This window comes from Streptomyces vulcanius (assembly GCF_042653945.1).
Lineage (GTDB): Bacteria > Actinomycetota > Actinomycetes > Streptomycetales > Streptomycetaceae > Streptomyces > Streptomyces mangrovi.
Genome location: NZ_JBHSFK010000007.1, coordinates 71313 through 91616, shown reverse-complemented (window position 1 = coordinate 91616; position 20304 = coordinate 71313). Strand labels below are relative to the sequence as shown.

Here is a 20304-nt window from a genome sequence, read left to right as displayed (position 1 = left end):
CGAAGGGGGCCGGTGGAAGCGAGAGGCTGAGCGCTACACGTCGACTACGCGTCGACTCTGCGACGACTACGCGTCGACCTGGACGAGCTTCTTGCCGTCGAAGGTCATGACCTCGAAGTGGTCGATCTCGTTCGGCTTGAAGGCCGCGCCGCCTTCGACGTAGAGCGGGTTCTTGGCCTGTTCGGTCTTGGCGTTCGGGAGGCCGTAGCCCCACTCCGGGACCGACCAGGAGGACACGGTCTCGCGCTCGCCGTTCTTGCCGACGGCGATCAGCGAGCACTTCTCCGGCCCGGCGACGTTCTTCAGTTCGACGATGGTCTCGGTGCCCCAGGCCTTCTCGTTCATGGCGACGGTCGCCGTGACCTTGGAGGAGGAGTCGGTCGCCGTGACCTTGTTGGAGGCCGAGAGGGTGTCGAAGGTGTTCTTGGCCGCGTTGCTGGTGGCGCTCGCCACGGGCGCCTTGGTGCCCGAGTCGCCGCCGGTGACCGCCATGACGCCCACCGGGCCGCCGACGATCAGCGCGGCCGCGGCCGCCACCAGGTAGAAGGAGCGGCGGCGCTTGTTGGCGCGGCGCTCGGACACCTCGTCGACCAGCTTCTCCACGAGCCGCGGGCTGGGCCGGGCGGACAGGGAGTCGCCGATCGCCGGTGTGCCGGTGCCGGGCAGGTCCGCGAGCGCGGCCAGCATCGGCTCCATCCCGGCGAGCTCGTCGAGCTGCTGGGCGCACCACTCGCACCCGGCGAGATGCGCTTCGAAGGCGGTCGCCTCGGCGTCGTCGAGGATGCCCAGGGCGTACGCGCCCACGGTCTCGTGTTCGCTCGGACTCGGAGATCCCTGCATAGATCCCTGCATGGGGCCAGACATACCCGCACCACCTGCTCCGAATCCCCCGTAAATGCTCATCACGCCGTCACCCCCCGCTCCTCAAGAGCCAGCTTCATCGACCGCAGGGCATAGAACACCCGAGAACGGACGGTGCCACTGGGAATGCCCAGGGTCTCGGCCGCCTCGTTGACGGTACGCCCCTTGAAATACGTCTCGACGAGCACCTCCCGGTGGGCCGGGGTCAGGTCGTCGAGCGCATCGGACAGCGTCATCAGCCACAGCGCCTTGTCGATCTCGTCCTCCGCAGGAATGACCTCCAGCGGCGACGGGTCGACCTCCTGCGGCCGGGCCTGCCGGCTGCGGTGGCCGTCGATGACGATGCGGCGAGCGACCGTCACCAGCCAGGGGCGTACCGATCCGGTCGCTCGATTGAGCTGACCGGCGTTCTTCCAGGCACGGATGAGTGTCTCCTGCACTACGTCCTCGGCACGCTGCCGGTCTCCGGCAACCAGGCGCAGGACATACGCAAGCAGGGGTCCGGCATGCTCCCGATACAGAGCACGCATCAGCTCCTCGTCAGGTTCCGAGGGCTGGGACATGCGATGTCGGGCCCTCGATCCACGTTCATTGGCCACGGCCGCATCCTTGCGCACGCCCACCTCCGGTGTCCGGGGGTTCCCCCAGTCGGTCGCTCGCAGACAGGTACGCAAGCGACTCGGGAGGTGTTCAAACCGAGCGGACACTTTTCTTCGGGGTGTCATGACGAGGGGGACATGGCGGCACATTCCCACCGCTTCTTCTTCACAATTTCGCCACATCTACAAGATCACGCGGACTGCCCCTGCTCAGCGATGGGCAAACATGCTGTTGTCGAAATCACTTCAACAATTCTGCACCAGAACCCTGTCAACACCCTTCGCAATTCCTGTCTGTTCATCAAAGAACGCGCATACCGGGCAGTTGGCCGCGGGCCAGCGCGGCCCGCTTCCGATGCCGCGCGACCCGTTCCCGGTTGCCGCAGACCTCGCTCGAACACCACCGCCTGCGCCGCCCCCGGGACGTGTCGACATACACGATCGGGCAGTTGTCCCCCTCGCACTGCCGCAGCCCCGCCCGCGCGACGGGATCCGTGAGCAGTTCCACGGCGTCCCGCGCGACCGCGGCGAGCAGCGCGGCGCACTCCGGCGGCCCGGCCAACTCCTGTACGAGGCTGCCGTCGTCGGCGTGTACGGCGCGCGGGACGGGCGGCGCGGCGCAGGCGGCCTCGTTCACGCGGGCGAGCGCGACGTCGTAGGCGCCGGGGTGGGTGCGGGTGAGCCAGTCGCTCACCAACCGGCCGACGCTGGTGCGCAGTTCGCGGAAGGCGGCCGGCCAGGAGTCGTCGGCGTGCGGCAGCGGGGTGTCCGGCGGCACGAGTCCGGCGCCCCGGATCCAGGCGCACAACGGGCCGACGGCGTCGAGGTGTTCATGGGGATGGCTGGTCGCGAGGAGGTCGAGCGAGCTGCGTCCGGAGTCGAAGCGCAGCTCGTACGCGTACTTGTAGGGGTTCATGGCCGTGTCCAGATCCAGTCCCATGCGCCACCGCCCAGGGCGTCCCGCCGGAGAAAACCGTTCCCCACACAGTGCCCTGCCGGGTCCGTCGCTGGAACCCCCTCCTCGTCAACTCCAGGACAGCGAAGGGCCTTCCGCCGACCCGTAGGGGACGGGCAGTCCGGTGAACGCGTCCAGCAGCATCCGGTCCCCGAGCGGCGCCGCCGGCCGCACCGTCACCTTCTCCGCGTGCAACGAGGCGTCGCACGGACCGTCGTCGACACCCGTGACCGACGCCGACAGCACCACGCTGCCGTCGGTCTCCAGGACGTCCACCCTGGCCCCGTCGTCGCAGGACCCGTGCATGACGATCACGGTGACGGACCGCCCTTCGTCGGACACCTCGACCAGCCGGTCGACCTGCGACAGCACACCGTTCGCCTGGAACTCCTCGGCGGCCGGTCCGATCGGCCGCTCGGGCGGGGCCGAGGGGGCCACCGCGGCCCGCTTCAGCGGTGTGTCGTACCCCTCCACGGTGAACAGCCAGGCCGGGACGGTGGCGGGGCCGCGGCTGGTGAGCTGGGTCATCGTGCCGAGCCGGGCGCCCGTCACGGTGCGGGCGGCGCCCGGGTCGCCCAGGTCGAGCGCGTCGTACGCCGTACGGGCCGGCAGCAGGGGGAGGGGGAGGGAGCCGCCGCCGGACCAGGCGACCCGTCCGGACTCGCGCGGCAGGGCGGGGAGTTCGCCGCGCAGGGTGAGCTTCTGCGGTGTCCCGTCGGGCCACTGGGAGGAGTCCGCCATCGGGTGGTAGCCCTCGCGCCAGGCCTCGGCGGCCGGCGAGCCGTCCCAGGCGGCGGCGACCTGGCGGGCGCGGACTTCAGGGTCGGGGGTGGCGGGGCCGTAGTCGACGATGGAGTGCGAGTCGCTGCCGCAGGCGGCCAGCAGGGCGGCGAGGGCGGCGATCAGACAGGCACGGTGAACACGGTGAACACGGACGGCACGCATGGGGTCTCCAGGACGGGCGTCGGGAAGGATCGTCCGTCCTGTGACGCCCGGACCCCGTCCGACGTTCGCACCGGGCCGAAGACGTTCGTACCGAGCCGAAGCAGAGACTCACGCCGCCGGACAGGGCCTCACACGTCCGCGTACTTGGTGTCCGCCGCCGGGTCCAGTGCCAGGCGGTAGCCGCGTTTCACCACCGTCTGGATCAGCTTCGGCGCGCCGAGGGCCGTGCGGAGGCGGGCCATGGCGGTCTCGACGGCGTGCTCGTCACGGCCCGCGCCCGGCAGGGCCCGCAGGAGGTCGGAGCGGGGCACCACCCAGCCCGGCCGCCGGGACAGCGCCCGCAGCAGGGACATCCCGGCCGGCGGCACCGGCCTGAGGGTGCCGTCCACCAGGACGGCGTGACCGCGGATCTCCACCCGGTGCCCGGCGACCGGCAACGACCGCGCCCGGGACGGCAGCTCCTTGCAGAGCAGCTGCACCAGCGGCCCGAGCCGGAACCGCTCCGGCTGCACGGTGTCCACGCCCCGCGCCTGGAGCGGCAGGGCGGTGACCGGGCCGACGCAGGTCGGCAGGACGTCGTGGTGGAGGGCGGTGAGCAGCTCGGGCAGCAGACCGCGCGCCTCCGCCCTGGAGAGGAGGGAGGCCGCGGCCGGCGCGCTGGTGAAGGTGATCGCGTCCAGGCCGCGCGAGACGGCCGCGTCGATCAGCCGGTCGAGGGGCGCGATGTCCTCCGGGGGCATCCACCGGTACACCGGTACGCCGACGACCTCCGCGCCCGCGGCCCGCAGCGCCTCCACGAACCCCGGCAGCGGCTCGCCGTGCAGCTGTACGGCGAGCCGGCGCCCTTCGACGCCCTCCTCCAGGAGCCGGTCGAGGACCTCGGCCATGGACTCGGACGACGGCGACCAGTCCTCGGTCAGCCCGGCCGCCCGGATGGAGCCCTTGACCTTGGGCCCGCGGGCCAGCAGCTCGGACTCGCCCAGCCGGGCGAGCAGCGGCTCGCCGAGCCCCCACCCCTCCGCGGCCTCGATCCAGCCGCGGAAGCCGATCGCCGTGGTGGCGACCACGACGTCCGGCGCCTGGTCGATGAGGTCCTTGGTCGCGGCGAGCAGTTCGCCGTCGTCGGAGAGCGGCACGATCCGCAGCGCGGGGGCGTGCAGTACCGCCGCCCCGCGCCGCTGGAGCAGCGCGCCGAGCTCCTCGGCCCGACGCGCGGCCGTCACACCCACGGTGAAGCCCGCGAGGGGCCCGTGGTCCGGTCGCTGCTGTGCTTCGTAGATGGACATGACTCTCCTAGCTGGCGCGCATGCCGACCGAGCCTGTCAACGGCTCGTGACAGGCTCGGTTCGGCTTCATGTCGCCGGTGTTACGTCACACCTCGGCGTAGCTGAGCTGCGGCTCAGCTTCCGGGGCGGTGCCGGCGGCGGTCACCCGGCCGGCGGCCGGGCGTCGAAGGTATACGGCCCAGGTGACCACGAAGCACAGGCCGTAGAAGGCGAGGAAGGCGACGAAAGCGCCGGTCCCGGAGCCGTAGGACAGGAAGGACTGCCGGAAGGCGAGGTTGATACCGACACCGCCGAGCGCGCCGACCGCGCCGATCAGCCCCATGGAGGCCCCGGAGAGCCGTCGCCCGTAGGCGGCGGCCTCTTCGCCCGCCAGCCCCTTGGCCACGGCCTTCGCCTGGAAGATGCCGGGGATCATCTTGTACGTCGACCCGTTGCCGAGGCCGCTGAGCACGAACAGCACCACGAAGACGCTGACGAACAGGGGCAGCGACTTCGCCATGCTCGCGAAGATCAGTACGGCGGTGGCGGCGCCCATGCCGATGTAGTTGTAGAGGGTGATGCGGGCGCCGCCGTACTTGTCGGCGAGCCAGCCGCCCACCGGCCGGATCAGCGAGCCGAGCAGCGGGCCGATGAAGGTGAGGTAGGCCGCCTGGAGCGGCGTACGGCCGAACTGGACCTGGAGCACCTGGCCGAAGGCGAAGGCGTAGCCGATGAACGACCCGAAGGTGCCGACGTAGAGGAAGGACATGATCCAGGTGTGCGCGTCCCTGGCGGCGTCCTTCGCCGCGCCGGTGTCGTTCTTCACGGACGAGAGGTTGTCCATGTAGAGCGCGGCGAGGGTCGCGGCGATCACGATGAGCGGGATGTAGATCCCGAGCAGCACACGCGGTCCGCCGCTCGCGCCGATGACGGCGAGGGCGATCAGCTGGATGACCGGTACGCCGATGTTGCCGCCGCCCGCGTTGAGCCCGAGCGCCCACCCCTTCTTCCTGAGCGGGAAGAAGGCGTTGATGTTGGTCATCGAGGAGGCGAAGTTGCCGCCGCCGATGCCGGCGATCAGGCCGACCAGGAGGAAGGTGGAGAAGGAGGTGCCGGGCTTCATCACCGTGAACGCGGCGATGGTGGGGATCAGCAGCAGGCCGGCGGAGACGATCGTCCAGTTCCGGCCGCCGAAGATCGCGACAGCGAAGGTGTAGGGCACCCGGACGACCGCTCCGACCAGCGTCACCATCGACGTCAGCAGGAACTTGTCGGCCGGGGTGAGGCCGTACTCGGGGCCCATGAAGAGCACCAGTACCGACCACATCGTCCAGATCGAGAAGCCGATGTGCTCGGACAGGACGGAGAAGACGAGGTTGCGCCGGGCGATCTTCTCGCCCTTCTCCGCCCAGAAGGTCTCGTCCTCCGGATCCCAGTGCTCGATCCACTTACTCGGGGCTGTCATGACGCCTCCACGGGGCATTCCGGGGCTCGGGTATGTCCCGAAGGTAGGGAGGGCGCATTTCCGGGCTGTGGCTATGAGTGACCGGAAGGGAACGTTGCTCTCACCTCCGGCGGGAGCCGGGTGAGAGGTTTTGGGCAAGGGTACGTGACCCGTCCGGCCACAGCCTTGGCCTGCGCTTGGCCGCGAGGTCCTCCACCCAGCCGAAGCAGACCACGCAGAGCGCGGTGAGCAGCCAGACCGCCGGGAGCTGCGGCCAGGGGCTGTTCAGCAGCCCGGGAGCGTGCTCTTCCAGCCAGCCGACTCCCCACAGCCGGTCCCACAGCGCCTCCACCACGTCGATGCAGACGTTGTGCCAGAGGTAGATCGTCACGGCCCGCGCGTTGAGCAGGGTGACCAGCCGGTCGAAGCGGCGCAGCGGGCGCGGCCACTCCGACCAGGACGGGCTGAGGTGCAGGAGCAGCAGGACCGCCGCGAAGGACCACAGGGACTGCGCGAACGGCATGTCGTCCAGGTCGTGCCCCTCCCGGAAGCCGTCGCCGAGCGCGTACCAGAGGGCGAATCCGGCCACCGCCGGGGCGAGCGACGGCACCACGTAGCGGGGCAGCCGGCTCAGGACGCCCTCCTGGTGCGCCATGCCCAGCAGCCAGCACGCGCCGAACGTGGCGAAGTCGGCGATCCCCGCCTCCAGCCGCCAGAAGGGCACGGACACCGCGCCGAACTCCAGGGCGGCGGCGAGCGCGAGCGGCGAGAGGATCGTCGGCCAGGGCGCGGCCCGCAGCGCGCGCAGGAGGAGCGGCGAGAGGAGGACGAACCAGAGGTAGGCGCGGAGGTACCAGAGGGGGACGCCCAGGTCGACCGCCCAGCCGTCCGCGATCAGCCCGTGGATCCCGGGCAGCGGATCGCCGTACGGCGGATCGCTCAGCGGGAGGATCCAGTAGGTGAGGTGGAGCCACCACCAGCCGGGGTGCCCCTCGTCGTCCGGACTCCACCCGGCAAGGAGCATGCCGGACACGCCGACCGCGCCCAGCAGCCACAGCGGGGGCAGCAGCCTGCGCAGTCGTCCGCGTACGACCTCCAGGGCGGGGCGCCGGTCGAGGGAGCGGGCCATGAGGTTGCCGGCGAGGGCGAACATCACGCCCATGGAGGGGAAGACGACGGGCAGCCAGGCCCAGCCCATGAGGTGGTAGAGGACGACGCGGAAGAGGGCGACGGCCCGCAGGAGGTCGAAGTAGCGGTCGCGGCCCCCCGGCGCGGGCGTGGGGACCGCGGCCTCCATCGGCTGGGTGGTGGCGGTCATGCCGCACCCCCGCCGACCGCCGCGGGTGCCTCGCCCGGAGGCGCCGCGACCTGGCCCTTCCTGCGCAGTTTCTGCCAGCGCAGCCGGCCGCCGGTGAGGGCGGTGATCCAGGACTGGAGCAGCACGATGTACATCAGCTGGCGGTAGAGGAGCTGCTGGAGCGGGAGGGAGATGAGCGGGGTGAGGCGTTCACGGTCGAGGACGAAGGCGTACGCCGCACAGCCCGCCTGTACCGCGAGGACCCCGAACCAGGCCGCGATCGTCTTGTCGGTGGGCCCGAAGACCAGCCCGTAGACGAGGAACAGGTCGATGAGCGGGGCGAGGAGCGGCGCGACGACCATGAAGAGGGAGACGAGCGGCAGTCCGACCCGCCCGAACCGCCCGGAGGGGCCCTTCTCCACGATCGCCCGGCGGTGTTTCCAGATCGCCTGCATGGTGCCGTAGCACCAGCGGTAGCGCTGGGACCACAGCTGCTGGACGGACTCCGGCGCCTCGGTCCAGGCCCGCGCCTTCTCCGCGTACACCACCTTCCATCCGTCGCGGTGGATGGCCATGGTGATGTCGGTGTCCTCGGCGAGGGTGTCGTCGCTCATGCCGCCGACCCGGTCCAGGGCGGAGCGCCGGAACGCGCCGACGGCGCCGGGGATGGTGGGCATGCAGCGCAGGACGTCGTACATACGGCGGTCGAGGTTGAAGCCCATCACGTACTCGATGTGCTGCCAGGCGCCGATGAGGGTGTCCTTGTTGCCGACCTTGGCGTTGCCCGCGACGGCGCCGACCTTCGGGTCCGCGAAGGGCTGGACGAGCTCGCGGACGGTGGCCGGTTCGAAGACGGTGTCGCCGTCCATCATCACGATCAGGTCGTGCCGGGCGTTGGCGATGCCCCGGTTGAGCGCGGCGGGCTTGCCCGCGTTCTCCTGCCGTACGACGCGTACGCCGGGCAGCGCGAGGTTCTCGACGATCCGGGCGGTGCCGTCGCTGGAGCCGTCGTCGACGACGAGGATCTCGATCGGGTGCTCGCTCTTCATCAGCGAACGCACGGTGTTCTCGATGCACTTGGCCTCGTTGTACGCCGGCACGAGCACCGAGACCGGTTCGGTGACCGGCGCGTCCGGACCCCAGCGGAAGCCGCGCCTGCGGGTACGGCGGGTGTGCAGGGCGGACAGGAGCAGCATCAGACCGAAGCGGCCGAAGACGAGGAAGCCGATGACGGCGAGACCGACGACGAGGACGGAGGTGAGGTCGTCGGACGCGGCGACCAGCGCCACCCACGCCCTGCCCTTCCACAGCTCGAGACCGCCGACCGGGGTGTGCGCGCTGGGTGCGTTGAGCGCCTCGGTCAGGCTCTGGAAGGAGTAGCCCTTGTTCTGGAGCTCCGGCAGGTAGGCGTCGAGGGCCTGGACCGTCTGCTGGCGGTCGCCGCCGGAGTCGTGCATGAGGACGATCGCGCCCTGGCCGCCCTTGGGCGTGGCGTTGCGGATGATCTCCTCGACACCCGGCCTGCGCCAGTCCTCGCTGTCGGCGGTGGTGAACACGGTGAGATAGCCGCGCGTGCCGACGAACCGCGTGACCGGCCAGGACGCGTTGTCGAGGGCGTCGGCGGAGGAGGAGTACGGCGGCCGGAAGAGGGAGGTCCGGATGCCGGCCGCCCCCGCGAGGGCGAGCTGGTTCTGGGTCAGCTCCCAGTCGACGCGCTTGTCGGTCTGGTAGGAGAGGTCGGGATGGTTGAAGGTGTGCAGCCCGATCTCATGGCCCTCCCTGACCATCCGCTCGACCAGGTCCGGGTAGCGGGACGCCATGGTGCCGGTGATGAAGAAGACGGCGTGCGCCCGGTGCTTCTTCAGGACGTCGAGGACCTCGGGGGTCCACCTCGGGTCGGGGCCGTCGTCGAAGGTGAGCACGATCTTCCGCTTCGGCACGTCCAGGCTGGTGGCCTGCCCGTTGCGGGTGTCGACGACCGGGCCGCCGTCGAGGATCTTCTCCGGCACCTTGTCGGCGGCGGCCTCGGGGCGGATGCGGTAGTCCGCGAGGATCTCGCTGTGCACATAGCCGCGCAGCATCAGCATCGCCATCATCGCGAAGAGGACGAGCAGCGGGAGCAGATGGCGCAGCCGGAGCGGTATCAGCCGGCGTCCGGCGGGGCCGGGGCCGGGGCCGTCGGAGGCGGGCGCGGATATCCGCCCCCGGGAGGAGCGGGACGCGGTGCGCCGGGCGGCCCGGTGCCCCGGGGGAACGGCGGCCCCCTCACTCTCCGACGCGGACGGGGAATGCGCGTGCTGGCCGACGGCGGACCTTCGGGTCGAGCGCCGGCTGGTGCGTGGTGCCATGAGGGTCGAACTCCGGGGACGAGGATCAGAGAAGCGGAATCAGAAAACGGGACCGCGTGGAGCGCGCGACGCGGCCGGAGGGCTGAGAGGACGGAGAGAGCGCGAAGGGCGGGACGGGCGGGAAGCGCTGAGAGGGCGGGGAGAGCGGAGGGAGCAGGGCGGCCGGGACGCGTGGCCCGAGCGGGACGGGTCGGACCAGGCCGGGCCAGGCCAGCCCAGGTCGGTCCAGCCAGGTCAGGCCGGGTCGGGCCAGGCTGGGTCGGTCCGGGTCGGTCCGGCCAGGCCGGGTCGGCCCGGTCGGTTCCGGCCCGGTCAGGCCGGGCCAGGCCAGCCAGGTCGGTCCAGACCGGGTCGGACCAGTCAGGTCAGGCCGGGCCGGCCAGGCCAGGCCAGGCCGGGTCGGGTCGGGTCGGCCCGGTCGGTTCCGGCCCGGCCGGCCGGGTCAGGCCGGGTAGGCCCGGTCCGGGCCGGTCCAGTGCGGGCGGACCAAACGCCGCCCGTTCTGGCCGAGTTGACGCCGGGCCGGATCAAGTCGGCCTCAGGCTCCTGGAGTTGGCGTCGTACGGAGCGCGCGGGTCGACCCCCACGAACCGACCCACGCCCACCCCTCGCCCGGGACCTCGCCCGGCCTCCCTGGCTCCGGCCTCCCTGCCCCCGGACTCCACGGCCCCGGACTCCAGGAACCCCGGACTCCACGCCCCAGGCTCCACGGCCCCAGACTCCAGGAACCCCGGACTCCCCGGACCCCCGGAACCTTCCCGGCTCCCGGACCCCCGCCCCCGGAACTCCCCCGCTCCCGCGTTACGCGGCCGGGCCCGCCGTGGTCATCGGGTCTGCCGTGGGCGGGCTCGAAGTGGCCGGGCCGGAGGCCACCGGGGCCGGTTGGGGCGCGCCGTCGGCCACCGTGTTGGAGGCTCCGCCGGCCGGGGACGGTGAGGACCCGGTGGACGGGGTGGCGGCGGACGAGGACGCCGCCGGTGGCGGGGTGGACGCCTGACCGCCGACAGCGGGGTTGCCGGGCCCGGACGAGGACGAGGCGGACGCACTGGGCGCCGGGCTGGACCCGGAGCGGGCCGAGCCGCTGGGCGAGGGGCGGGCCGAGGCCGACCCGTTCTGCGCCGCCGCGCTCTTCGACGCGCCGGGCTTCTTGCTCGCGTTCGGTGCCACCGGCGCACCCGCCGAGGCGGAGATCCCCGGACTGCCGGACGCGGCGGCACCGGGCGCCCCGGTGCCGCCGGCGCCCTCACGACTGGCGGCGGCGCTCGGCGCGCGGCTGGCCTCGACACGCCCGGCGGGCGGATCGTCGTCGTCCTGGCCGGGCACCGGCAGCCAGGGCGCGCCGGCGTTGCCGGACAGCAGCGTGGCGACGATGACGACGGCGTAGGCGCCGCATACGAGCGCCACGAGGATGCCGAGGCGGCGGAAGGTACGGCTGCGGCGGCCCGACTCGTCGACGAAGACGGGAACATCGGAGGCCGCCCGGGCCCCTCCCCCTTCGCCCGCGTGCGGGGTGTCGAGCTGGACGGTCACCTCGGCCGGTCCCGCATCGCCGGGCCGTTCCGTCCAGGGGTCCTGGAGTCCGCTCGACCGTTCGTTTTCGGAAAATCTGTTCGACGCGGCAGTTTGCCTGCCGTCAGGCGGAACATCCAGAAGTAACCGATATCGGTCACTCCCGGTCGGAGGAGCGGCATCAGGCCACTTCGCACCCTCCGGTTGGGCGTCTTCTTGCCATTTTTCCACGTGCGCACTTCCCCCCACGGACTGTTCAGGTGCGCCAACGACCCCGAGCACACGTCGACGGAACCAGGCCCCCACCCGGCTCCAGCGCCCCTTTTATCCCACTGCGCTCGGATCTATGAATCTAGCGCAGGTGTGGTGTCCGTGTTTGCGATGTGTGTTTTATGTGCAGAAGTCATGTGCATGTCTATGTCTGGAATCCATCCATCGACAGGGCGCCGAAGCCACCCTTCCGCATCGGCGATCTCGGCAGCAGACCGCCGAAGCGCATCGATCCCAGGATGGACCAGCCCCTTTCGCCACACCAGTGACACCGGGGACAAAGGGACCGGGTCGATCAAGGGCCGCGAGACCGTTCCAGGCATGGCTTGAAAACCCACCACCGCAAGGACCGGGTTGCCCGTCTTTGTGGTAATGCGGTGAAACTCCTCGTCCCCGACGGCGAGCGGCGCGGGGGGCGCGAGGGCGATCCCGCGCCCCTCGAACAGCCGTCGCGCGAGGTCGGTCCACTCGGGCGTACGCGGGTTGCCGTCACCCGCGTACACGTTCTCCCCCGCCAGTTCGCCCAGCGGTACCGCCGCCAGGGCCGCCAGCCGATGCCCCTCGGGCAGGACGACCGTCATCGGCTCGTAGCGCACCAACTGCTGCTCCAGCCGGCCCCGCAACGCCGGCGCCAGCCCCGCGTACCGCCCGAAGGACGCGTCGAGCCGACCCGCGAGGATCTCGGCCGCCGCTCCCGTGAGCCCGCTCTCGTAGCGGGCCATCAGCTCCAGTCCGGGGGCGAGTTCACGGGCCCGGTGCAGCACGCGCCGCCCGGTGGCCAGGCCCGGCGAGTTGAGGTCCACAAGGAGCGGGCGGGGCGGCCCGAACGCGGCGAGCAGTTCCTCCTGCGCCCGCAGCACCCGGCGCGCGTAGGGCACCAGCCGCTCCCCGTCGGCCGTCGGCGTCACCTGCCGGGTGGTCCGTACGAACAGCTCGGTCCCCAACTCCCGCTCCAGCCGCCGGACATCCCGGCTGAGCGCCTGCTGGGCGACGTACAGCCGGGCGGCGGCCCGGGTGAAGTGCAACTCCTCGGCGACGGCGAGAAAGGCGCGCAGGAGTCGGGGGTCGAGGTCGGCAGACATGGCCGCAACTTACAACCAGGACGCGTGAATCGGCCCCGAACAGGTGTTGGACCCCCTGATCACCCCCGGGGGACGGTTTCCCCCATGCCGTCCCGCCGCCCACCCGGCCCCTACCGCCGCATCCTCGCCCTCCCCGGCGCCCGCGCCTTCGCCGCCGGCAGCCTCCTGGCCCGCCTCCCCGCGGGCATGTTCGGCGTGAGCGCGGTCATGATGATCGCCGGTACCCGGGGGTCGTACGCCCTCGCCGGCGCCGTCACCGCGACCGGACTCGCGGCGACCGCCCTGGTCGCGCCCTGGACGGCCCGCCTCGTGGACCGGTACGGCCAGGCCCGGGTCGCCGTACCGGCGACGTTGCTCGCCGCGCTCGGCGGTCTCGCCCTGGTGCTCTGCGTCCGCCGGGGCGCCCCGGACTGGACCCTGTTCGCCGCCTACGCCGCCACCGCGACGACCCCCAACACCGGCGGGATGTCGCGCGCCCGCTGGAACCACCTCCTGCACGGCGCCCCGGCCGCCCTGCACACCGCGAACTCCCTCGAACAGGCCGCCGACGAACTGTGCTTCATGGTGGGTCCCGCCCTCGCGGCCTTCCTGTGCGGCGCGTTCTTCCCGGAGGCGGGCACCCTGGCCGGCGTGACACTGCTGGTGACCGGCATGCTCCTGTTCACCGCCCAGCGCGCGACCGAACCGCCCCCGCGCCCGGGCACCCACACGGGATCCCCGCTGCGCGCCCCCGGCTTCCCTCCCCTCCTCGTCTGCTGTCTCGCCCTGGGGGCCGTGTTCGGCGCGACGGAGATCGCCACGATCGCCTTCGCCGACGAGCACGGACACCGCACCGCCGCCGGAGTCGTCCTCGCGCTCCAGGCGGCCGGTTCCTGCGCGGCCGGTCTGGTGTACGGGGCGAGAAGGCCGTCGGGCCCGGCGGCGCGCCGGCACCCGTGGTGCGTGGCCGCGATGACCGCCCTGCTCACCCTCCCCCTCCTCGCCGCGACCGCCCTCGGCTCGCTCCCCCTCCTGGCCGGCGCGCTGCTGGTGGCCGGCACGGCGACCGCCCCGACCATGGTCACCACCATGGCCCTGGTCCAGGAACGCACCCCCGGGGGCCGCCTCAACGAGGGCATGACGCTGGCGGTGACGGGCCTGCTCGGCGGCATCGCGGCCGGCAGCGCGACGGCCGGACGGGTCGTGGAGCACCTCTCCCCCGGGGCCGGATTCACCGTGCCGCTCGCGGCCTCGGCCATCGCCCTGCTCCTGGCCGCCGTTTCCCGCACGCCCCATTGACGCGGTCACAGCAGCCACATACCTTCCCCCGTCGAAGCGCTTCGACGTCACGCATCGAATCGATTCGACGGCCACCCGCCGGCCGAGTCGCCGAACCCGCGTGACGACCGTTCCTGCCCGAAGAACCATCCGAACTCCCCCGGAGGCAAAGGATGTTGACGGCAAGAAAGCGCGCGGTGGCGAGTGCGGCGGCGGCCCTGACGGGCGCCCTGCTACTGGCCTCCTGCGGTGGCTCGGACGGCGGCGGCTCGTCCGATGCCAAGACCCTGCGGCTGTGGCACTACGAGGCCCCGAACAGCGCGATGGGCGTGGCCTGGGCGGCGGCGATCAAGGAGTTCGAGGCCACGCACCCGGGTGTGGAGGTGAAGTTCGAGGAGAAGAGCTTCGAGCAGATCCAGAAGACCGCCCCGATGGTCCTGAACTCCTCCGACGCCCCCGACCTCATGGAGTACAACAAGGGCAACGCGACGGCCGGACTGCTCTCCAAGCAGGGCCTGCTGACCGACCTGACCGCCGAGGCGACGAAACGCGGCTGGGACAAACTGACCGGGGCGGGCGTACGCACCACGAGCCAGTACGACGACAACGGTGTCATGGGCTCCGGCAAGTGGTACGGCGTGACCGACTACGCCGAGTACACGATGGTCTACTTCAACAAGGATCTCTTCGCGAAGTACAAGATCGCCGAGCCGAAGACGTTCGACGACCTGGTCGCCGCGATGGACACGTTCACCGAGAACGACATCACCCCGCTGGCCAGCTCCGGCGCCGAGTACCTCGCCCACCAGTACCTCTACCAGCTCGCCCTCTCGAAGGCCGACCGCGCCTGGGTCGACTCCTACGAGCTGTACCAGGGGAAGACCGACTTCCACGACACGGCCTGGACCTACGCGGCGGACACCTTCGCCGACTGGGTGAAGAAGGGGTACATCGCCAAGAGCACCAGCGGCGCCACCGCCGAGCAGGCCGGTCTCTCCTTCCTCCAGGGCAAGGCGCCGATCCTGTTCTCCGGCAGCTGGTGGTACGGCCGTTTCCAGGACGAGGCGGCGTTCGACTGGGGCACCACCCTGTGGCCCGGCTCCGACCTCACCCTCGGCTCCGGCGGCAACCTCTGGGTCGTCCCCAAGAGCGCCGGCAACAAGGAGCTCGCGTACGACTTCATCGACATCACCCTGTCGAAGAAGATCCAGAACCTGCTCGGCGACAAGGGCGGGGTCCCGGTCGCGGCCGACCCGAGCGCCATCACCGACCCCAAGGCGAAGAAACTGATCACCGACTTCAACACGGTGTCCGGCCGCGACGGTCTCGCCTTCTACCCGGACTGGCCTGTCCCCGGCTTCTACGACGTCCTCGTCTCCGAGACCCAGAAGCTGATCACCGGCAGCGAGAAGACCGACGCCTACCTCGACCATCTCCAGGAGGCGTACGACAAGGGCGTACCGAAGTCATGAGGGTGCGCGGCACCCGAGACTCGTACGCCCTGTTCCTGCTCCCGGGCGCCCTGGCCTTCCTCGCCGTGGTCGTCGTCCCGTTCCTGATGAACACGTATGTGAGCTTCACCGACTGGCAGGGGGTGGGCGGCCCGGAGTGGTCCGGGCTCGCCAACTACCGTGAGCTGCTGGACGATGCGGAGTTCTGGGAGTCGTTCCGGCACAGCCTGTTCATGGTCGTCGCGATGGCGGCCGTCCCGACGGCGCTCGGACTGGTCCTGGCCGCCGCCCTGTTCGACCACGTCGGCAGGCACTTCGGCGCCCGGATCACCGCCGTGCTGCGGGCCTGCTTCTACCTCCCCCAGGTGCTGCCGATCGCGGTCGCCGGCATCGTCTGGAGCTGGATCCTCGCCCCCGACAACGGCTCCCTGAACGCGTTCCTCAAGGCGATCGGGCTCGGCGGATGGCGGCAGGACTGGCTCGGCGACCCCGACTTCGCCCTCTACAGCGTGATGGGCGTGATGGTGTGGGTGCAGCTCGGCTTCCCGCTCGTCGTCTTCATGGCGGGGCTCCAGCGCGTCGACCCGCAGCTGCACGAGGCGGCCGAACTGGACGGCGCCGGCTGGTGGCGCCGCTTCCGGCACATCACGCTGCCGCAGCTCCGCCCGGAGATCCAGGTCGTCCTGACCTGGTGCACGATCGCCGCGCTGAAGGTGTTCGGCGCGGTGTACGTCCTGACGAAGGGCGGTCCCGGCGGCGCGACGGACGTCCCCTCCTATTTCTCCTTCACCACCTTCTTCGAGAAGACCCAGGTCGGCTACGGCGCGGCGATCTCCACGGTGCTCACCGTGCTCATCCTCGCCCTGTCCGTCGTAGGACTGCGACTCCAGGCCCGCGCGCAGGACGGAGAGCGGACATGACCGCCCTACGCCGTTACCCGGTCCTGATCGCCCTCTGTCTCGCCGCCCTCTTCATGGTCGTACCGTTCCTGATCGTCGCGGTGAACGCGGTCAAGTCCCCGGCCGAGTACGCGCGCAGCGGCCCCCTCAGCCTCCCCGACGGCCTCTACCTGGAGGGCCTGAAGGACTTCTGGCAACGCGTCGACTACACGCAGAAGCTGCTCAACTCGGTGCTGATCAGCGGCTCGGTGGCGGTCGGCGCCGTGGTCCTCTCCGTCCTGAACGCCTACGCGATCGGCATCGGAAGGATCAGGGGACGCACCTGGGTCCTGGCGTTCTTCGTCCTCGCGAACATGCTCCCGCAGGAGGCGCTGGTCTACCCCGTCTACTACCTCAGCAAGGAAGCCGGCCTCTACGACACCCGGCTCAGCGTGATCATCGTCTTCACGGTGATCCAGACGGCCTTCGGCACGTATCTGCTCTCGTCCGTGCTCGGCCACTTCCCCAGGGAGATCATCGAGGCGGCCCGCGTCGACGGTGCGAACAAGTGGCAGGTGCTGTGGCGGATCGTCGTCCCGGTCAGCCGCCCCACGATCGGCGTGCTCCTCGTCTTCTTCTTCGTCTGGACCTGGAACGAGTTCCTGCTCCCGCTGGTCATGCTGATCTCCAACGACAACCAGACGGTGTCGGTGGCCCTCGGCGTCCTCCAGGGCCAGCGGCTGATGGACGCCACCATGACCAACGCGGCGGCCCTGCTCGGTGTGCTCCCCGCCCTCGTCTTCTTCCTCGTCTTCCAGCGCACGCTCACCCGCGGCATCGCCGTGGGCGCGGTGAAGTAAGGAGACCCCTTGAAGTTCTCAGACGGTTACTGGCTGCTGCGCGAAGGAGTCACCGCCGCCCACCCGGCCCAGGCCCTCGACGTCACCGGGACGGACGGCGGCGCGCTGGAGATCCACGCGCCGACCCGCCCGGTCCGCCACCGCGGCGACCTGCTGAGGGGACCGGTCATGACGATCACCGCGCACACCCCGATGCCCGACGTCATCGGCGTGCCCCTCACCCACTTCACGGGCGACCGCCCGCGCGAGCCGGTTTTCGAGCTGACCGGGCAGGAGTGCTCCGCCCAGCTCTCCCACGACGACCGTCACGCGACCCTCACCTCCGGCGCGCTGTCTCTCCGGGTGAGCCGCTCCGGCCCCTGGCAGGTGGACTTCCTCGCCCACGGCCGCACCCTCACCACCTCGGGCCCCAAGGGCATGGGCATCATGACCGACGCGACGACCGGCGGCCACTACCTGCGCGAGCAGCTGGGCCTCGGGGTGGGGACCGCCGTCTACGGCCTCGGCGAACGCTTCGGCCCGCTGGTCAGGAACGGCCAGGTCGTCGACATCTGGAACGCCGACGGCGGCACGGCCACCGAACAGGCTTACAAGAACGTCCCGTTCTACCTCACCGACGCGGGCTACGGCGTCTTCGTCGACCACCCCGGCAAGGTCAGCTTCGAGGTCGGCTCCGAGACCGTGTCCCGGGTGCAGTTCAGCGCGGAGACACAGCAGTTGACGTACTACGTCATCCACGGCCCGACCCCGAAGGAGATCCTCCGCAGATACACGGCCCTCACCGGCCGCCCGGCGCTCCCGCCCGCCTGGTCCTTCGGCCTGTGGCTGTCGACGTCCTTCACCACCTCCTACGACGAGGAGACGGTCACCTCCTTCATCGAGGGCATGCGGGAGCGCGAACTGCCGCTGTCCGTCCTGCACTTCGACTGCTTCTGGATGCGCGAGCACAACTGGTGCGACTTCCGCTGGGATCCGCGTGTCTTCCCCGACCCGGAGGGCATGCTGGCCCGGCTGAAGGCCAAGGGCCTGCACGTCTGCGTCTGGATCAACCCGTACATCGCGCAACGCTCCCCCCTCTTCGCGGAGGGCAGGGAACTCGGCCATCTCCTGCGCCGCCCCGACGGCAGCGTCTGGCAGTGGGACCTGTGGCAACCCGGCATGGCCCTGGTCGACTTCACCAGCCCCGCGGCCCGCGACTGGTACGCCGGCAAACTGGAGGCGCTGCTGGCCCAGGGCGTCGACTGCTTCAAGACCGACTTCGGCGAGCGCGTCCCCCTCGACGTGGAGTGGTCCGACGGCTCCGACCCGGAGCGGATGCACAACTACTACACCTACCTCTACAACCGCACGGTCTTCGACGTGCTGCGCAAACACCGCGGCGAGGGCGAGGCCGTGCTCTTCGCCCGCTCGGCGACGACCGGCAGCCAGAAGTTCCCCGTCCACTGGGGCGGCGACTGCGAGGCGACCTACGAGTCGATGGCGGAGTCCCTGCGCGGCGGCCTCTCCCTCGGCCTGTCCGGCTTCGGCTTCTGGAGCCACGACATGGGCGGCTTCGAAGGCACCCCGACACCCGCGCTGTTCAAACGCTGGATGGCCTTCGGCCTGCTGTCCTCCCACAGCCGTCTGCACGGCAGCTCCTCCTACCGCGTGCCCTGGCTGTTCGACGACGAGTCCGTGGACGTCCTGCGCCACTTCACCCGACTGAAGCTGCGCCTCATGCCCTACCTCTACGAGGCCGCGCGCATCGCCCACGAGGAGGGGGTGCCGATGATGCGGGCGATGGTCCTGGAGTTCCCGGACGACCCCGGGTGCGCGTACCTGGAACGCCAGTACCTGCTGGGCCCCGACCTCCTGGTCGCGCCGGTCTTCAGCGACTCGGGCGAGGTCACGTACTACGTCCCCGAGGGCACCTGGACCCACTACCTCACCGGCCGTACGGTCACCGGGCCGCGCTGGGTGCGCGAACGGCACGGGTTCCTCAGTGTGCCGCTGCTGGTGCGGCCGGGCGCGGTGCTCCCGGTGGGCGCGCACGCCGACCGGCCCGACTACGAGCACGCCGACGGCGTCACCCTGCGGACGTACGGCCTGGAGCGTGGCGCGCAGGTCACGGTACGGGTCGGCGACACGCTCTTCACGGTCGTACGGGAAGGGGACACGCTGCGGGCGTCGGCGAGCGAGCCGGCGGCCCCGTGGGCGCTGGCGGCCGGGGACCGGCTCGCGCGGGCCGCGGCGGGCACCGGGTTCCTGACGCTGGACGTCCCGGAGCCGGTGTGATGGTGAAGATCACGGATGTGGCGCGGCGGGCCGGGGTCTCCCCCAGCACGGTGTCGTACGCGCTCAGCGGCAAGCGGCCGATCTCCGCGGCGACCCGGCAGCGGGTCGAGGCGGCCGCCCGCGAGCTGGGCTACCGCCCGCACGCGGGCGCCCGCGCCCTGGCCAGCAGCCGCTCCAACGTCCTGGCCCTTGTGGTCCCCCTACGGGCCGGCATCCACGTCCCGGTCGTCATGCAGTTCGCGGTGTCGGTGGTGACGGCCGCCCGCCGCCACGACCACGACGTACTGCTCCTCACCCAGGAGGAGGGCGAGGACGGCCTGCGACGGGTCACGGACGCGGCCCTGGTCGACGCCCTGATCCTGATGGACGTCCAGCTCCACGACCCCCGCCTCCCCCTCCTCCGCTCCCTCGGCCGGCCGTCCGTGATGATCGGCTTCCCGCGCGACTCCACCGGTCTGACCTGCATCGACCTCGACTTCCGGGCGGCGGGAGAGCGCTGCGTGGAGCATCTGGCGGGGCTCGGACACCGGGTGGTGGCGCTGGTGGGCTCACCGCCGGAGGTCTACGTCCGGGGGACCGCCTTCGCCCAGCGCGTGGTCCAGGGCTTCACGGCCGCCGCCGACCGCGCCGGACTCGCCTCCGCGGTCCACCCCTGCGAGGCGACACCCGCGGCGGCACGCCAGGTCGCGGAAAAACTCCTGCACGAGCAACCGGCGTTGACCGGCGTGGTCGTCCACAACGAGGCAGTCCTGGAACCCCTGATCGACGCCTTCGAGCACCTGGGGTTACGCGTCCCGGACGACCTGTCGGTCACCGCGATCTGCCCGGACGAACTGGCCGAGTCCCTCGACGTCACCTCCGTCGCCCTGCCGTCGGCGGAGGTGGGCGAGCGGGCGGTGGAACTGCTGATGTCGAAGCTGGCGGGGGATGTCGTACCGGAGACGACACTGCTGCCGCCGGAGCTTACGGGGCGGGCGAGCACGGCGCCGCGTCCCGCCTGACGCGCGGC

General features: G+C 71.2%; 16 protein-coding genes. 6 read left to right on the top strand and 10 right to left on the bottom strand.

What is annotated here, in order from left to right; genetic code table 11:
- Positions 1-66 precede the first annotated feature (66 nt).
- The 10 genes from ACFPIH_RS12610 to ACFPIH_RS12565 form a co-directional block, all read right to left on the bottom strand.
- Positions 67-852, bottom strand: a complete 786-nt coding sequence (locus tag ACFPIH_RS12610) for an anti-sigma factor family protein (RefSeq protein ID WP_381170108.1) — start codon at positions 850-852, stop codon at positions 67-69.
- A gap of 50 nt (positions 853-902) precedes the next feature.
- Positions 903-1424 carry a sigma-70 family RNA polymerase sigma factor gene (locus ACFPIH_RS12605; RefSeq protein ID WP_010039908.1) on the bottom strand — a complete coding sequence of 174 codons (522 nt, stop codon included), beginning with the start codon at positions 1422-1424 and terminating at the stop codon, positions 903-905.
- A 337-nt stretch (positions 1425-1761) separates the two neighbouring features.
- Positions 1762-2400 carry a CGNR zinc finger domain-containing protein gene (locus ACFPIH_RS12600; protein WP_381170106.1) on the bottom strand — a complete coding sequence of 213 codons (639 nt, stop codon included), beginning with the start codon at positions 2398-2400 and terminating at the stop codon, positions 1762-1764.
- 84 nt (positions 2401-2484) lie between these two features.
- The gene (locus ACFPIH_RS12595) at positions 2485-3360 is read right to left on the bottom strand and encodes a hypothetical protein (RefSeq protein ID WP_381170104.1); all 876 of its coding nucleotides are present in this window, start codon (positions 3358-3360) and stop codon (positions 2485-2487) included.
- Positions 3361-3488: 128 nt separating this feature from the next.
- Positions 3489-4646: a uroporphyrinogen-III synthase gene (locus ACFPIH_RS12590; protein WP_381170102.1), complete on the bottom strand. Its 1158-nt coding sequence runs from the start codon at positions 4644-4646 to the stop codon at positions 3489-3491.
- Between the two features lie 85 nt (positions 4647-4731).
- Positions 4732-6090 carry a nitrate/nitrite transporter gene (locus ACFPIH_RS12585; protein WP_381170100.1) on the bottom strand — a complete coding sequence of 453 codons (1359 nt, stop codon included), beginning with the start codon at positions 6088-6090 and terminating at the stop codon, positions 4732-4734.
- A gap of 100 nt (positions 6091-6190) precedes the next feature.
- Positions 6191-7387, bottom strand: coding sequence for an acyltransferase family protein (locus ACFPIH_RS12580; RefSeq protein WP_381170098.1), 1197 nt, complete (start codon positions 7385-7387; stop codon positions 6191-6193).
- A complete protein-coding gene (locus ACFPIH_RS12575) occupies positions 7384-9462 on the bottom strand; it encodes a bifunctional polysaccharide deacetylase/glycosyltransferase family 2 protein (protein WP_381170701.1) in 2079 nt (692 codons plus the stop codon). Before ACFPIH_RS12575 ends, ACFPIH_RS12580 begins: the two co-directional genes overlap by 4 nt.
- A 1053-nt stretch (positions 9463-10515) precedes the next feature.
- Entirely contained in the window at positions 10516-11244 is a 729-nt protein-coding gene (locus tag ACFPIH_RS12570) for a hypothetical protein (protein ID WP_381170096.1), read from the bottom strand.
- Between the two features lie 323 nt (positions 11245-11567).
- A complete protein-coding gene (locus tag ACFPIH_RS12565; RefSeq protein WP_381170094.1) occupies positions 11568-12575 on the bottom strand; it encodes a LysR family transcriptional regulator in 1008 nt (335 codons plus the stop codon).
- Positions 12576-12659: 84 nt separating this feature from the next.
- Here ACFPIH_RS12565 and ACFPIH_RS12560 point away from each other — a divergent pair, with 84 nt between their 5' ends.
- The 6 genes from ACFPIH_RS12560 (at position 12660) to ACFPIH_RS12535 (ending at position 20296) form a co-directional block, all read left to right on the top strand.
- Entirely contained in the window at positions 12660-13853 is a 1194-nt protein-coding gene (locus tag ACFPIH_RS12560; RefSeq protein ID WP_381170092.1) for an MFS transporter, read from the top strand.
- Between the two features lie 152 nt (positions 13854-14005).
- Complete coding sequence (locus ACFPIH_RS12555) at positions 14006-15304, top strand: ABC transporter substrate-binding protein (protein ID WP_381170090.1); 1299 nt, start codon at positions 14006-14008, stop codon at positions 15302-15304.
- Positions 15301-16203 carry a carbohydrate ABC transporter permease gene (locus ACFPIH_RS12550; RefSeq protein ID WP_381170088.1) on the top strand — a complete coding sequence of 301 codons (903 nt, stop codon included), beginning with the start codon at positions 15301-15303 and terminating at the stop codon, positions 16201-16203. Before ACFPIH_RS12555 ends, ACFPIH_RS12550 begins: the two co-directional genes overlap by 4 nt.
- The gene (locus tag ACFPIH_RS12545; protein WP_381170086.1) at positions 16200-17021 is read left to right on the top strand and encodes a carbohydrate ABC transporter permease; all 822 of its coding nucleotides are present in this window, start codon (positions 16200-16202) and stop codon (positions 17019-17021) included. Before ACFPIH_RS12550 ends, ACFPIH_RS12545 begins: the two co-directional genes overlap by 4 nt.
- A gap of 9 nt (positions 17022-17030) precedes the next feature.
- Positions 17031-19295: an alpha-xylosidase gene (gene yicI, locus ACFPIH_RS12540; protein ID WP_381170084.1), complete on the top strand. Its 2265-nt coding sequence runs from the start codon at positions 17031-17033 to the stop codon at positions 19293-19295.
- A complete protein-coding gene (locus ACFPIH_RS12535) occupies positions 19295-20296 on the top strand; it encodes a LacI family DNA-binding transcriptional regulator (RefSeq protein ID WP_381170082.1) in 1002 nt (333 codons plus the stop codon). Before yicI ends, ACFPIH_RS12535 begins: the two co-directional genes overlap by 1 nt.
- Positions 20297-20304: the final 8 nt, after the last annotated feature.